Genomic DNA, 12880 nt, shown 5'->3' with positions numbered 1-12880 from the left:
CCCCCAGCAGGCGCGCCACCTCCGGAGCGAACGCCGCCGCGCGCATCTTCAGTCCCAGCGAGGTGTGCCGGAACACCAGCGCCAGCGCCGCCATGATCCCCAGTACCACCAGGATCACCCACACGTCGTTGGGAGAGAACAGCAGCTGGTGCCCGGCGACGCGGAACCCCGCGATGGAAAACGCCGGCGGGTAGGACCGGGGCGTGCCCCCGAACAGCATGCCCGCCAGGCCCTGCAACAGCACGAGCAGACCGAAGGTCACCACCACCGCGTCCAGCGGCGAGCGCTTCTCGACCGGCCGCACGAGCACCCGTTCCACCACCGCGCCCAGCACCAGCCCGCCCGCGACCGCCACGGCCAGCGCGAGCCAGTACGAACCGCCGTGGCCGAGGACGGTGCAGGCCAGGGACGTGGTGACCATCAGCATCCCGCCCTGGGCGAAGTTGACGATCCGGGTGGACCGCCAGATCAGCACCAGCGCCAGCGCCACGGCGGCGTAGACCGCACCGCTGGTCAGCCCCGACAGCGTCAAATCCAGGAATCGGCCCATCACATCTCCAGGTAGGCGCGTCGTACACGGTCGTCGGCCGCCAGGCTCGCGGCCGTGTCGTCGGCCACCTTCCGGCCGAGGTTGAGCACCACCGCCCGGTCCGCCACCGACAGCGCGGTCCCGGCGTTCTGCTCGACCAGCAGCAGGGTCAGGCCCGTTTCGGCACGCAGGGACTCCAGCGTCGCCACGATCTGCGCCGCCGTGCGCGGGGCGAGCCCGAGCGACGGCTCGTCGAGCAGCAGCAGCCGGGGGCGGCTCATCAGCGCGCGCCCGATGGCGAGCATCTGGCGTTCCCCTCCGGACAGCGTTTCCGCCCGCCGCCGTCGCCGCTGTTCGAGCGCCGGGAACAGCGAGAACATCCGCGCCACCCCGGTTTTCAGCCACGGGCGGTCGCGAAGCCACAGCCCGCCGAGTTTCAGGTTCTCCTCGACGGTCAGTTCGACGATCACGCCGCGCCCCTCGGGCACGTGCGCGATGCCCTGGCGGACCAGGTCTTCCGGAGCGGCGCGCGTGATGTCCCGCCCCGCCAGCCGCACCGTGCCCGCCTTCGCCGCCACCAGGCCGCTGATCGTGCGCAACAGGGTGGTCTTGCCCGCGCCGTTGACCCCCAGCACCGCGGTGATCGACCCTTCCGCCACGGTCAGGTCGACCCCGTCCAGCGCGCGCACCGGACCGTATCCGGCGACCAGGCCACTGACCTCAAGCACCGGCCACCTCCACCGGCTCGCCGAGGTAGGCGCGCTGGACCGCGGGATCGGCCCGGATCTGTTCCGGGGTCCCCCGCGCGATCACCTGCCCGAAGTCCAGTACCACCAGCTGGTCGCACAGCCGCATCACGAAATCCATGTGGTGCTCCACCAGCATGATCGTGGTTTCGCCGCGCAGGCCCAGCACCAGTTCGGCCAGCTCCGCGGTCTCCCCCGCGGACAGCCCGGCCGCGGGCTCGTCCAGCATCAGCAGCTTCGGCGCGCTCACCAGAGCCCGCGCGAGAGCCACTCTTTTCCTTGTCCCATAAGGAAGACCACCACAGATCCGGTCCGCGTCGGAGGCGATGCCCAGCCGGTCGAGCATGGTCATCGCCTCCGCGCGCAGGTGCCGGTCGTGCCGCTGCGCCCACGGCGCGGCGAGCAGCGCACCGGCCACCCCGCCGCGAGCGCGATGCGACGCGCCCGCGATCACGTTGTCCAGCACGCTCAGCCCGGGGAACAGGCCGAGGCCCTGCAGCGTGCGCGCGATCCCCAGCCGGGTCAGGCGGTGCGGGCCGATCCCGCGCAGCGAGTGACCGTCGAAGGTGAGGGAACCGGCGCCGGGCCGGACGAAACCGCAGATCGTGTTGAACAGAGTGGTCTTCCCGGCCCCGTTCGGGCCGATCACCCCGAGCACGGCACCGCGTGGCACGGCCACCGAAACCCGGTCGAGCACCCGGAGACCGCCGAACGAAACGCTCAGCTCCTCCGCACGCAGCAAGGGAGAACCATCGGCCATTCCTGACACCACCGCCTCGTTGCAGTGCGGGCCACGCGGACCCGTTGTCCGAATCTGATTCGGTTTGCGGCGAAGAGTACAGCGCGAATCTCCCCTTGCCCAGACTCAAAAATCCGGCCAAGGATCTCGGTTCGGCAACCAAGCACGGGCAGGACTGGCGGTACTCCTAGAACCGGGTTCTACTGGCGGCGTGCACGAACCGGAGCACTGCCGTGCGGGACCCGCCCGGCCTTGGGGCGAGCCGTGAAGGGTCCCTTCACGGCCGATTCGACTGTGAAGGGACCCTTCACGGCAAGCCACGAACCGGGACACGGGCGCGAAAAAGAGGGGCGCGGCGTCCGGGAGGACACCGCGCCCCTGTCGAAGAAAAAGCCGGCCGAAGCCGACGGGGTTACTGCTGCTGCTGGGCCAGCTCGCGCCGCACCTCGTCCATGTCGACCTCACGGGCCTTGCCGATGAGCTCCTCCAGGGCCGGTTCCGGCAGCGCGCCGGGCTGGGCGTAGAGCACCACGCCGTCCCGCACGATCATCAGCGTCGGGATCGAGGAGATGCCGAACGCGCCGGCGAGCTCCTGCTGCGCCTCGGTGTCCACCTTCCCGAACGTGACGTCCGGGTGCCGCTCGGAGGCACCCTCGAACACGGGGGCGAACATGCGGCAGGGGCCGCACCAGGAGGCCCAGAAGTCCACCAGCACCATGCCGGAGCTGCCGACCTTCTCGTCGAAGTTCTCCTTAGTCAGCTCCACCGTCGCCATTTCAGCCCTCCTGATAGGTACCTGCGGGGGTATTATGCCCCTGTCAACGCCGGGGGGCCCGATTTGATTCCCGCCGAGCGGCGGGCGCTCCCCGGTCCTAGCGTGGGAGGACGACCGGAGGGAGCCTCCCATGATGGACATCGGCCTCGGCGTCCGGCTGGACGTGCCGTTCGGCGAAGCGGTCGAGCGGACCCGCGCCGCGCTCAAGGATCAGGGCTTCGGCGTGCTCACGGAGATCGACGTGCGCGGCACGCTGCGCGAAAAGCTCGGCGAACCCCTCGAGGACTACCTCATCCTCGGCGCGTGCAATCCCGCGCTGGCCCACCGGGCACTCACCGTGGACCGGCGCATCGGGCTGCTGCTGCCGTGCAACGTGGTGGTCCGCTCGGACGGCAGCGGCACGATCGTCGAAGCCCTCGACCCGGAGATCATGGTGTCCTCCACCGGGGAAGAAGAGTTCGGGCCGATCGCCGCCGAAGCCGCCGAGCGGCTGCGCGCCGCGCTGGAGAGCCTGTCAGGCCGACTGGATCGGTAGCTTCCCCGCGTCCCGGTCCGCGCGGAGCTGCGTCTTCAGCACCTTGCCGCTGGGATTGCGGGGCAGCGCGGGCACGATCGCGATGCGGCGCGGGCGCTTGTAGCGGGCCAGGCGCTCGGTGCACCAGGCCTCCAGATCCGCCGCCGTCGGCGGATCGTCCGCCTCGCGCGGGCTGATCACCGCCAGCGGCGTCTCTCCCCACTTCTCGTCCGGCATCGCGATCAGCGCCACCTCGCCGATCTTGGGATGTGCGGCGAGCACGTTCTCGACCTCGGCGCAGTAGATGTTCTCCCCGCCCGAGATGATCATGTCCTTCTTGCGGTCGACCACGTAGTAGTAGCCGTCCTCGTCCTGGCGCACCAGGTCGCCCGAGTGGAACCAGCCGCCCCGGAACGCCTCCGCGGTCTCCGCGGGCTTGTTCCAGTACTCCTTCATCACCATCGGACTGCGGTAGACGATCTCCCCGACCTCACCGGGCTTCACGTCGTTCATGTCGTCGTCGACCACGCGGACCTCGACGTTGAGCAGCGGCGTGCCGACCGAGCCGATCTTGCGGATCGAGTCCTCGCCCCGCAGCAGCGTCGTGATGGGGCTGCACTCGGTCTGGCCGAAGGCGGTGGTGACCTCCGCCTGGGGGAAGCTCGCGATCAGGGTGCGCAGCAGGGTGGTCGAGGCCGGGGCGGCGCCCCACGAGATCCGCCGCAGGGCCGACAGGTCCCGCCGGCCGATGCCCGGCACCGCGCAGATCGCCTGCCACTGCGCCGGGACCAGGAAGCACGAGGAAACCCGTTCCCGTTCCAGCAGGTCCAGCACCGCCGCCGGATCGAACTGCCCCGACGGCAGCAGCACGGTCCGGCCGCCGACCAGGAGGTTGGGCAGCAGGCCGGACAGCCCGGCGATGTGGAACAGCGGGGCCGCGGCGAGCCAGACCTTGTCCTCCGGACCGGCACCGAGGTGCGCCATGTTGCTGAAGGCGTGCATCAGCAGGTTGTGGTGGGTGAGCACGGCCCCCTTCGGGCGCCCGGTGGTGCCCGAGGTGTACATGATGAACGCCGGGTCCTGCTCGTCCACCGTCAGCTCGTCGAACTCCGGCGATGCCGCGGCGAGGGCGGCCTCGTAGTCTTCCGCACCGTCCTCGGCACCGTCATCTCCGCCGCCGAACACCAGCCAGGGCCCGGTGTGCCCGGCCTTCTCGCGCGCCTTCGCCATCAGCGCGGCGAGCGGGCCGTGCACGACGATCGCGCTCGCGCCGCTGTCTTCGAGCACGTAGGCCACTTCGTCGGCGACGAGCCGGAAGTTCACCGGGACGCAGATCGCGCCGAGCCGGGTCGACGCGAAGTAGGTCTCGAGCACCTCCAGGGTGTTGAGCCCGAGCACCACGACGCGGTCGCCGTAGCCCACCCCGCGTTCGCGCAGCGTGTTGGCGAGCCTGCTGACCCGCGCGTCGAACTCCTGGTAGCTGCGGCGGAGCTCGCCGAAGGTGAACGCCACCTGCTCCGGAGAGGTCCGCGCGTGCCGGGCGAGCTGGTCTCCCATGGTCATCCCCCGGCCGAGCAGGCGGGGGATCTCGGTTGGTGCTGGCATCGGCCACCTCGACGCTGGTGTGACGGCGATTACTTGCGTCAACTTAGAGCCGTACCGTAGAAACAGTCAACGTTGACTGTAAAAAGTCTTCGGCACTTGCGGGCTCGACGAGGAGGACGGCATGGACATCGCAGGCGGGGTCGCACTGATCACCGGCGGGGCGTCGGGACTGGGGCTCGCCACCGCGCGGCGGCTGCTCGGGGCGGGGGCCACCGTGGTGCTGCTGGATCTGCCGTCCTCCGCGGGCGAGCGCGTGGCCAAGGAACTGGGCGACGGCGCGCACTTCGCCCCCGCCGACGTGACCAGCGAGGAGCAGGTCGCCGGGGCGCTCGACGCCGCCGACGCGGCCGGTCCGCTGCGGGCGGTGGTCAACTGCGCGGGCACCGGCAACGCGCAGCGCGTGGTCGGCAAGAAGGGCCCGTTCCCGCTCGACGCCTTCACGCGGATCGTGAACATCAACCTGATCGGCACCTTCAACGTGATCCGGCTGGCCGCGGAACGGATGCTGCGGCACGAGCCGGTCGGCGAAGAGCGCGGGGTCATCGTCAACACCGCCTCGGTCGCCGCGTTCGACGGCCAGATCGGGCAGGCCGCCTATTCCGCCTCCAAGGGCGGTGTCGTGGGCATGACGCTGCCGATCGCCCGTGACCTCGCCGGCCACCTCATCCGCGTGGTCACCATCGCGCCGGGACTGTTCGACACGCCCCTGCTCGCGGGCGCGCCGGAGGAGGTCAAGAAGTCGCTCGGCGAGCAGGTGCCGCACCCGAGCAGGCTCGGCGACCCCGACGAGTTCGGCGCACTGGCCGCGCACATCGTGGCCAACCCGATGCTCAACGGCGAGGTCATCCGCCTCGACGGCGCCATCCGGATGGCACCCCGCTGACGCGCCGGTCAGCCGTAGAACGCGCGTTCCGTTCCCTGGCCGTAGAGCAGGTGGTGGGCCAGGGACTTCCAGAGGGCGACGTGGGGGTCGGTGGCCGGGGGGCGGTCTTCGAAGGCGTAGGGCATCGCGGCGCCGCGCATGCTGGTGAACAGCACTTCCCGCAGTTCGGGGAAGCGCGGGTGGGCGCACACCACGGGGCCCCAGATCCGGTCGGTCACCTCGCGGATCGACTCCCGCAGCGCCCGTTCCGCCGGCCGCAGCGCCGCGGCCAGTGCGGGGTTGGTGCGGGCCGCGGTCCACAGTTCGATGGCGGCCCAGAAGTGCGGCTCACCGAAGGTGCTCCACAGCAGTTCGATGCACCGGTCGACCCGGCGCGGGCCGTCGGGCTCGCCCGCCAGCGCCTCGGCGAGGCGGCGCTCGGTCTGGCGGAGCCGGACGGTGGCCAGATGCTGGACGGCCGCCACGAGCAGGCCGTCCCGCGACGGGAAGTGGTGCAGCAGGCGGCCGCGCGAAACGCCCGCCTTGGCCTGGATCGCCAGTGTCGAGGCGCCGGAGTAGCCGAGTTCGACCAGGCAGTCGACGGCGGCGTCGAGGATCAGGGCACGGCTGTCCGCCGTGCGCTCCTCACGCCGCCGCGGCGCCGTCTCGGTTCCGGTCACCGCGTCAGCGTAACGCCGCGAGAGCAAAACAGTCGGTGTTGACTGTTCCGGGTGTGACTTGCCACGCTCGAAGCCGACCGAAGGGTTCAAGGAGGAGCCGCAATGTATCCGGGTACTTTCGCCGACACCGATCCGGACCGCCCCGCGCTGATCATGGCGGGCACCGGGGACCGGCTCACCTACCGTGACCTCGACGAACGCTCCACGCGCCTGGCCAACGCGCTCACCGCCGCCGGGCTGGGCCGGGGCGAGGTGATCGCGCTGCTGACCGACAACTCACCGCGTGCCTACGAGGTGTACTGGGCCGCCGTCCGCTCCGGCCGGTACCTCGCCGCGGTCAACAGCCACCTGTCCGCGGCGGAGGTCGCCTACATCGTCGCCGACTCGGGGGCGAAGGTGCTCGTGGTCTCGGCCGCGCTGGACGAGCTCGCCCGCGAGGTCGCCGGGCTGGTGCCGGACGTGCGGCTCCTTCTGGCCTACGGCGGTCCCGTCGAGGGCTACCAGGATTTCGACGCGGTGCTCGCCGCGGCCTCGCCGGCGCGGCCCGCGGACCAGCCCGCCGGCGCGGACCTGCTGTACTCCTCCGGAACCACGGGGCGCCCCAAGGGAATCAAGGTCGAACTGGAGGACCGCCAGGTCGACGAGCCGGGCGACACGCTCAGCCCGATCCTCAAGATGCTCTACGGGTTCGGCGAGGACACCGTCTACCTTTCCCCCGCCCCGGTCTACCACGCGGCACCGCTGCGGTTCGGCGCCTCCGTGCACCGGCTCGGCGGCACTCTGGTGATGATGGAGCGGTTCGACCCGGAAGCCGCGCTGCGCGCGATCGAGCGTTACCGGGTCACGCACAGCCAGTGGGTGCCGACGATGTTCGTCCGGATGCTCAAGCTTCCCGAAGCGGCGCGCACCCGCTACGACCTGTCGAGCCATCGCGTCGCGGTGCACGCCGCCGCACCCTGCCCGGTCGAGGTCAAGCGGGCGATGATCGACTGGTGGGGCCCGGTGCTGTTCGAGTACTACAGCTCCACCGAGGGCAACGGGATGACCTTCATCGGGCCCCAGGACTGGCTGGCCCACCCGGGCTCGGTCGGCCGCGCCGCGCTGGGCGTGCTGCGCATCTGCGACGACGAAGGCAACGAACTGCCCGCCGGTGAGGTCGGGACCGTCTACTTCGAACGCGAGGAGACGCCGTTCAGCTACCTCGGAGACCCGGACAAGACGCGCGAGGCGCAGCACCCCCGCCATCCGTCCTGGACCACCACCGGCGACCTCGGCTATCTCGACGAGGAGGGCTACCTCCACCTCACCGACCGCAAGGCGTTCATGATCATCTCCGGTGGGGTGAACATCTACCCGCAGGAGGTCGAGGACGCGCTCGCCCTGCACCCGGCGGTGCTCGACGTGGCCGTGATCGGGGTCCCCGACCCCGAGATGGGCGAGTCGGTCAAGGCGGTCGTGCAGCCCGCGCCCGGCGTCGCCGCCGGAGCGGAACTGGCGGCCGAACTCCTGGACTACGTGCGCGGGCGGATCGCGCACTACAAGACGCCACGCAGCATCGACTTCGTGGACGAACTTCCCCGCACTCCCACCGGGAAACTGGTGAAGCGGCGGTTGATCGAACGGTACGCGGCCCCGGTCGCGTGAAGCAGATTTCCAACCCCTGAGGAGGAACCGTGCGAGACGCGGTCATCGTGTCGGCGGTGCGCAGCCCCGTCGGCAAACGCAACGGAGGGCTGTCCGGGATCCATCCGGCCGAGCTGTCCGCCCAGGTACTGACCGGGCTGGTCGAGCGCACCGGCATCGACCCCGCCGTGATCGACGACGTGATCTGGGGCTGTGTCGGCCAGGCCGGTGAGCAGACCGGGGACATCGCGCGCACCGCGGTACTCGCCGCGGGGTGGCCGGAATCCGTGACCGGGGTGACCATCGACCGGCAGTGCGGCTCCTCGCAGCAGTCGGTGCACTTCGCCGCCGCCGGGCTGATCGCCGGGCAGTACGACGTGGTGGTCGCGGGCGGGGTGGAGTCGATGAGCCGCGTGCCGATGGGCTTTTCCTCGCAGGGCGCGAATCCGCTCGGCGAGCGGTACCTCGCCCGCTACGGCGGGGTGCGGCCCAACCAGGGCATCGGGGCGGAGATGATCGTCGAGCGCTGGGGCTTCACCCGCACCCAGGTGGACGAGTTCAGCCTCGCCTCCCACGAAAAGGCCGCCGCCGCCCAGGATTCCGGCGCCTTCGACGAGGAGATCGTGCCGGTGACGACCCCCGAGGGCACCGTCGTCTCGGCCGACGAGGGCGTGCGGCGCGGCGGCACCCTGGACAAGCTCGCGGCGCTGAAACCGGCGTTCCGCAAAGACGGCGTGATCACCGCGGGCAACAGCTCGCAGATCAGCGACGGCAGCGCGGCGCTGCTGATGACCACCAGCGAGAAGGCCGCCGAACTCGGCCTTCGGCCGCTGGCCAGGGTCCACACCGCCGTGCTGGCCGGTGACGATCCGGTCATCATGCTGACCGCCCCGATCCCGGCCACCCGCAAGGCACTTCAGCGCAGCGGACTGTCCGTTTCGGACATCGGACTGTTCGAGGTGAACGAGGCCTTCGCCCCGGTGCCGATGGCGTGGCTCGCCGAGACCGGTGCCGATCCCAAATCGCTCAACCGCAACGGCGGGGCGATCGCGCTCGGGCATCCGCTCGGCGGCAGCGGGGCCCGGCTGATGACCACGCTCGTGCACCAGATGCGCGCTTCGGGCATCCGCTACGGGCTGCAGACCATGTGTGAAGGCGGCGGTCAGGCCAACGCGACCATCCTGGAGTCACTGTGACCAACGGCGAAGAACCCTCGTTCCGCACCCGCGTGCGGGACTGGCTCGCGGCGAACGTGCCGGAGACCGACCCGCAGGCCCCGGTGCCGGAAATGCTCAAGACCGCCAAGCGGTTCCAGGCCGCCCTCCACGACGCGGGGTTCGCCGGCATCACCTGGCCCGCCGAGTACGGCGGAGGGGGGCTCACCGCGGCCGAACAACAGATCTTCCACGAGGAGGCCGCGGCCTACGATCTGCCCACCGGCCTGTTCATGATCAGCATGGGCATGTGCGGCCCCACCCTCGTCGACCTCGGGACCCACGAGCAGAAGGCGCGGTACCTGCCTCCCCTGCTCAGGGGCGAGGAGGTCTGGTGCCAGCTGTTCTCCGAGCCGGGCGCCGGATCGGACGTGGCGAGCCTGCAGACCCGCGCCGAGCGCGACGGCGAGGGCTGGGTGATCAACGGGCAGAAGGTCTGGACCTCCGGCGCGCAGCACACCGACTACGGTGCCCTGCTCGCCCGGACCGACCCGGACCAGCCCAAGCACAAGGGCCTGACCATGTTCATCGTGGACATGCACGCCCCCGGGGTCACCGTGCGCCCGCTGCGGGACATGACCGGGCGGGCGCCGTTCAACGAGGTCTACTTCGACGGGGTGCGCCTGCCCGCGGACGCGGTGCTCGGCGCGGTCGGCGGCGGCTGGGCGGCCGCGGTGACCATGCTCGGGCACGAGCGCGTGTCCATCGGCGGGTCGGTGCGGCGCCGCTACGACCCGCTGGCCTACCGCAACCTCGTCGCGCTGGCCCGCGAACTCGGGCGCCTCGACGATCCTCTCGTGCGGGCCGAACTCGCCGCGCTCTACGCCGCCGAGCGGGCCCTTTCGCTGTTCAACGCGCGGCTGCGGCAGGAGGCCGACGCCGGTTCGCCGCCCGGGGCGCGCGGCTCGGTGGCGAAACTGTCCGGTGCCGAACTGCTGTGGCGCGCCACGCGGGTCGCCGGGCTCATCGCCGGAATGCACGCCGCCGCCTGGGATCCCGCCTCCACGGCGGGAGAGGAGCTCGCGGTGGCGATCAACGCCACGCCGTCGTCGAGCATCGCGGGCGGCACCAACCAGATCCAGCGGAACATCATCGGGGACCGGATCCTCGGCCTGCCGAGGGAGCCCGCGGCCGACCGCGACATCCCGTTCCGTCACCTGCGCGTCGGCACGCAGGGCTGAGAAGGGAGACGCGACATGCGGCTGGTGCTGGACGACGAACAGCGGCAACTCCGCGCCACGGTGCGGAAATTCCTGGCGGACCACGCCGGGAGCGCCCGGGTCCGCGAGGTCATGGACAGCCCGCAGGGCTACGACCGCGAGCTGTGGCAGCGCATCACCGGCGAGCTCGGCCTCGCCGGGCTCGTGGTGCCGGAAGAGCACGGCGGCGCGGGCGCCGGGCACGCCGAGCGGGCGATCGTGCTCGAAGAACTGGGCCGGACACTGGCGCCGGTACCGTTCTTCGCTTCGGCCGTGCTCGCGGTCGACGCGGCGCAGGCGGCAGGCGACCACGAACTGGTGGCCCGGCTCGCCTCCGGGGAGACCATCGGCACGGTGGCGGTGTCCGAAACCTGGGGGCCGGTGCCCGCCACGGCGCGCGAAACCGGCGGCGGCTGGGTGCTCGACGGCCACGCCCCACTGGTGATCTCCGGCGACATCGCGGACGTGGTGCTGGTCTACACCGGTGCCTGGTTCGCCGTCACCGAGGGGTTCACGCGTACGACGCTGCGCACGCTCGACCCGACCCGCCGGATCGCGCGGCTCGAGTTCTCCGCCACCCCCGCCCGCAGGCTCACGGATTCGCCCGCGATCCTCGACCGGGTGCGGGACCTCGCGGCGGTCGCGCTCGCCGCCGAGCAGGTCGGCGGCATGGGGCGGGTGCTGGAGACGACGAACGAGTACGCGAAGGTGCGGGTGCAGTTCGGCCGCGCCATCGGGTCCTACCAGGGCGTCAAGCACCGGCTCGCGGACCTGTACTGCGCGTGCGAACAGGCGGAATCCCTGCTGCGGCACGCCGCCTGGACCGCGGACCACGATCCCGGGGGGCTGCCGCTGGCGGCCGCCACCACCCAGGCCTTCGTCGGGCCCGCGTACTTCCAGGCCGCCGCGGACGGCGTCCAGTTGCACGGCGGCATCGGCTACACCTGGGAACACGACGCGCACCTGTACTACAAGCGCGCCAAGACCAGCGAACTGCTGCTGGGCACGGCGGACCGGCAGCTGGCCCGGCTCGCCCGCCTCCTCGACCTGGAGCCGGCATGACCGGCACGGTGCTGCGGGCGGCCGACGGCGCGGTCGCGACGATCACGCTGAACCGGCCGCACCGCAAGAACGCGCTCGACGAAGAGACCTGGGCCGCGCTGCACGAGGCGATCCGGGCCGTGGGCGGCGACCCGGAGGTGCGGGTCGTCGTGGTCACCGGGGCGGGCGGCGACTTCTGCGCGGGGGCCGATCTGAGCGGTGACCGCGAGGGGCGGCATCCGCTGGCCCGGATGCGGTGGATCAACGAGATCGCGCTCAGCCTGCACGAACTGGACAAACCGACGATCGCGAAGGTCGACGGGGTCGCCGTCGGCGCGGGCTGGAACCTCGCGCTCGGCTGCGACCTCGTGGTGGCCACCCCGAGGGCCCGGTTCAGCCAGATCTTCGCCCAGCGCGGTCTTTCCCTCGATTTCGGCGGCTCCTGGCTGCTGCCGAAACTCGTCGGGATGCAGCAGGCGAAACGGCTGGCACTGCTCGCCGAGTTCATCGACGCCGAGGAGGCGGCGCGCCTCGGGCTCGTCACCTGGGTCAGGCCGGAGTCCGAACTGGACACCTTCGTCGCCGACCTCGCCGTCCGGCTCGCCGCACTGCCCCCGGTCGCGCTCGCCCAGTCGAAATCCCTGCTGCACCAGGGCGCGGACTCGACCCTGCGCGAGGCGCTCGAGAACGAAGCCCGGGCGCAGGCGGTCAACTTCGCCACCGAGGACGCCCCGGCGGCGTTCCGCGCCTTCCTCACCAAGTCCGACGCCGTCTACACCGGCCGCTGGGCCGTGAAATGAGTCCGATGACGGAATACGAAGAGATCCTCTACGCCGTCGAGGACGGCGTCGCGACGATCACCTTGCACCGCCCGGACCGGCTCAACGCGTTCACCGCCCGGATGGCGAAGGAACTGGCGGGCGCGTTCGACGCGGCGGACGGCGACGACGGCGTCCGGGTGGTGATCGTGACCGGCGCGGGCCGGGCCTTCTGCGCCGGCGCCGATCTCGGCCGCGGCGCGGGCACGTTCGACCACGGCGAGGCGGTCGACGAGGCGCGCGCGAGCTTCGGCGAGATCGACGGCGTTCCACGCGACGGCGGCGGCACCGTGTCGCTGCGCATCGCGGCGGCCCGCAAACCGGTGATCGGGGCGATCAACGGCGCCGCCGTGGGGGTCGGTGTCACGATGACCCTGCCGATGGACATCCGGATCGCGGCCGAATCCGCCCGGTTCGGATTCGTCTTCGCGCGGCGCGGCATCGTGCCCGAGGCGGCCTCCTCGTGGTTCCTGCCGCGTGTCGTGGGCATCTCCCAGGCGATGGAGTGGGTCGCCACCGGCCGGGTGTTCGGGGC

Annotated in this window: 14 protein-coding genes; 8 read left to right on the top strand and 6 right to left on the bottom strand. The window is 71.4% G+C overall.

Translation table 11 applies throughout. From position 1 onward, the window contains the following. From FNH05_RS18925 to trxA, 4 genes are all read right to left on the bottom strand, one after another. Positions 1-550: branched-chain amino acid ABC transporter permease (locus FNH05_RS18925; protein ID WP_144590028.1), on the bottom strand; the 550-nt coding region annotated here is incomplete at its 3' end. Further along, on the bottom strand, positions 550-1257 hold the full coding sequence (locus FNH05_RS18920; protein WP_144590027.1) for an ABC transporter ATP-binding protein: 708 nt from the start codon (positions 1255-1257) through the stop codon (positions 550-552). The genes FNH05_RS18925 and FNH05_RS18920, both read right to left, overlap by 1 nt. Continuing rightward, positions 1250-2035 carry an ABC transporter ATP-binding protein gene (locus FNH05_RS18915; protein ID WP_144590026.1) on the bottom strand — a complete coding sequence of 262 codons (786 nt, stop codon included), beginning with the start codon at positions 2033-2035 and terminating at the stop codon, positions 1250-1252. The genes FNH05_RS18920 and FNH05_RS18915 overlap by 8 nt, the downstream gene beginning before the upstream one ends. Positions 2036-2426: 391 nt before the next feature. After that, positions 2427-2789 carry a thioredoxin gene (trxA, locus tag FNH05_RS18910; RefSeq protein ID WP_144590025.1) on the bottom strand — a complete coding sequence of 121 codons (363 nt, stop codon included), beginning with the start codon at positions 2787-2789 and terminating at the stop codon, positions 2427-2429. Positions 2790-2919: 130 nt separating this feature from the next. On the opposite strand from trxA, the gene FNH05_RS18905 reads away from it, so the two are divergent. Then, the gene (locus tag FNH05_RS18905) at positions 2920-3324 is read left to right on the top strand and encodes a DUF302 domain-containing protein (RefSeq protein WP_144590024.1); all 405 of its coding nucleotides are present in this window, start codon (positions 2920-2922) and stop codon (positions 3322-3324) included. Here the strand turns inward: FNH05_RS18905 and FNH05_RS18900 are convergent. Then, complete coding sequence (locus FNH05_RS18900) at positions 3304-4908, bottom strand: long-chain-fatty-acid--CoA ligase (protein WP_144590023.1); 1605 nt, start codon at positions 4906-4908, stop codon at positions 3304-3306. The two genes, FNH05_RS18905 and FNH05_RS18900, sit on opposite strands and share 21 nt — an antisense overlap. A gap of 121 nt (positions 4909-5029) precedes the next feature. On the opposite strand from FNH05_RS18900, the gene FNH05_RS18895 reads away from it, so the two are divergent. Continuing rightward, a complete protein-coding gene (locus FNH05_RS18895) occupies positions 5030-5791 on the top strand; it encodes a 3-hydroxyacyl-CoA dehydrogenase (protein ID WP_144590022.1) in 762 nt (253 codons plus the stop codon). A gap of 8 nt (positions 5792-5799) precedes the next feature. Here FNH05_RS18895 and FNH05_RS18890 read toward each other — a convergent pair whose 3' ends face one another. After that, on the bottom strand, positions 5800-6450 hold the full coding sequence (locus FNH05_RS18890) for a TetR/AcrR family transcriptional regulator (RefSeq protein ID WP_144590021.1): 651 nt from the start codon (positions 6448-6450) through the stop codon (positions 5800-5802). A 102-nt stretch (positions 6451-6552) separates the two neighbouring features. On the opposite strand from FNH05_RS18890, the gene FNH05_RS18885 reads away from it, so the two are divergent. The 6 genes from FNH05_RS18885 to FNH05_RS18860 all read left to right on the top strand — a co-directional run. Further along, positions 6553-8094 (top strand): acyl-CoA synthetase, encoded by a 1542-nt coding sequence (locus FNH05_RS18885; RefSeq protein WP_144590020.1) that lies wholly within the window; start codon positions 6553-6555, stop codon positions 8092-8094. 29 nt (positions 8095-8123) lie between these two features. Then, positions 8124-9269 (top strand): thiolase family protein, encoded by a 1146-nt coding sequence (locus tag FNH05_RS18880; RefSeq protein ID WP_144590019.1) that lies wholly within the window; start codon positions 8124-8126, stop codon positions 9267-9269. Next, positions 9266-10468, top strand: a complete 1203-nt coding sequence (locus FNH05_RS18875) for an acyl-CoA dehydrogenase family protein (protein ID WP_144590018.1) — start codon at positions 9266-9268, stop codon at positions 10466-10468. Before FNH05_RS18880 ends, FNH05_RS18875 begins: the two co-directional genes overlap by 4 nt. 15 nt (positions 10469-10483) lie before the next feature. Then, a complete protein-coding gene (locus tag FNH05_RS18870) occupies positions 10484-11548 on the top strand; it encodes an acyl-CoA dehydrogenase family protein (RefSeq protein ID WP_144590017.1) in 1065 nt (354 codons plus the stop codon). Then, positions 11545-12327 (top strand): enoyl-CoA hydratase/isomerase family protein, encoded by a 783-nt coding sequence (locus FNH05_RS18865; RefSeq protein WP_144590016.1) that lies wholly within the window; start codon positions 11545-11547, stop codon positions 12325-12327. The genes FNH05_RS18870 and FNH05_RS18865 overlap by 4 nt, the downstream gene beginning before the upstream one ends. Before the next feature lie 5 nt (positions 12328-12332). Continuing rightward, positions 12333-12880 (top strand): enoyl-CoA hydratase-related protein (locus tag FNH05_RS18860; RefSeq protein ID WP_222426652.1); only part of this gene is annotated, 548 nt, incomplete at its 3' end.

This window comes from Amycolatopsis rhizosphaerae (assembly GCF_007713715.1).
GTDB classification, from domain to species: Bacteria; Actinomycetota; Actinomycetes; order Mycobacteriales; family Pseudonocardiaceae; genus Amycolatopsis_E; species Amycolatopsis_E rhizosphaerae.
Note: the sequence above shows the minus strand (reverse complement) of the source record. Positions and strands in the feature narration are given on the sequence as shown.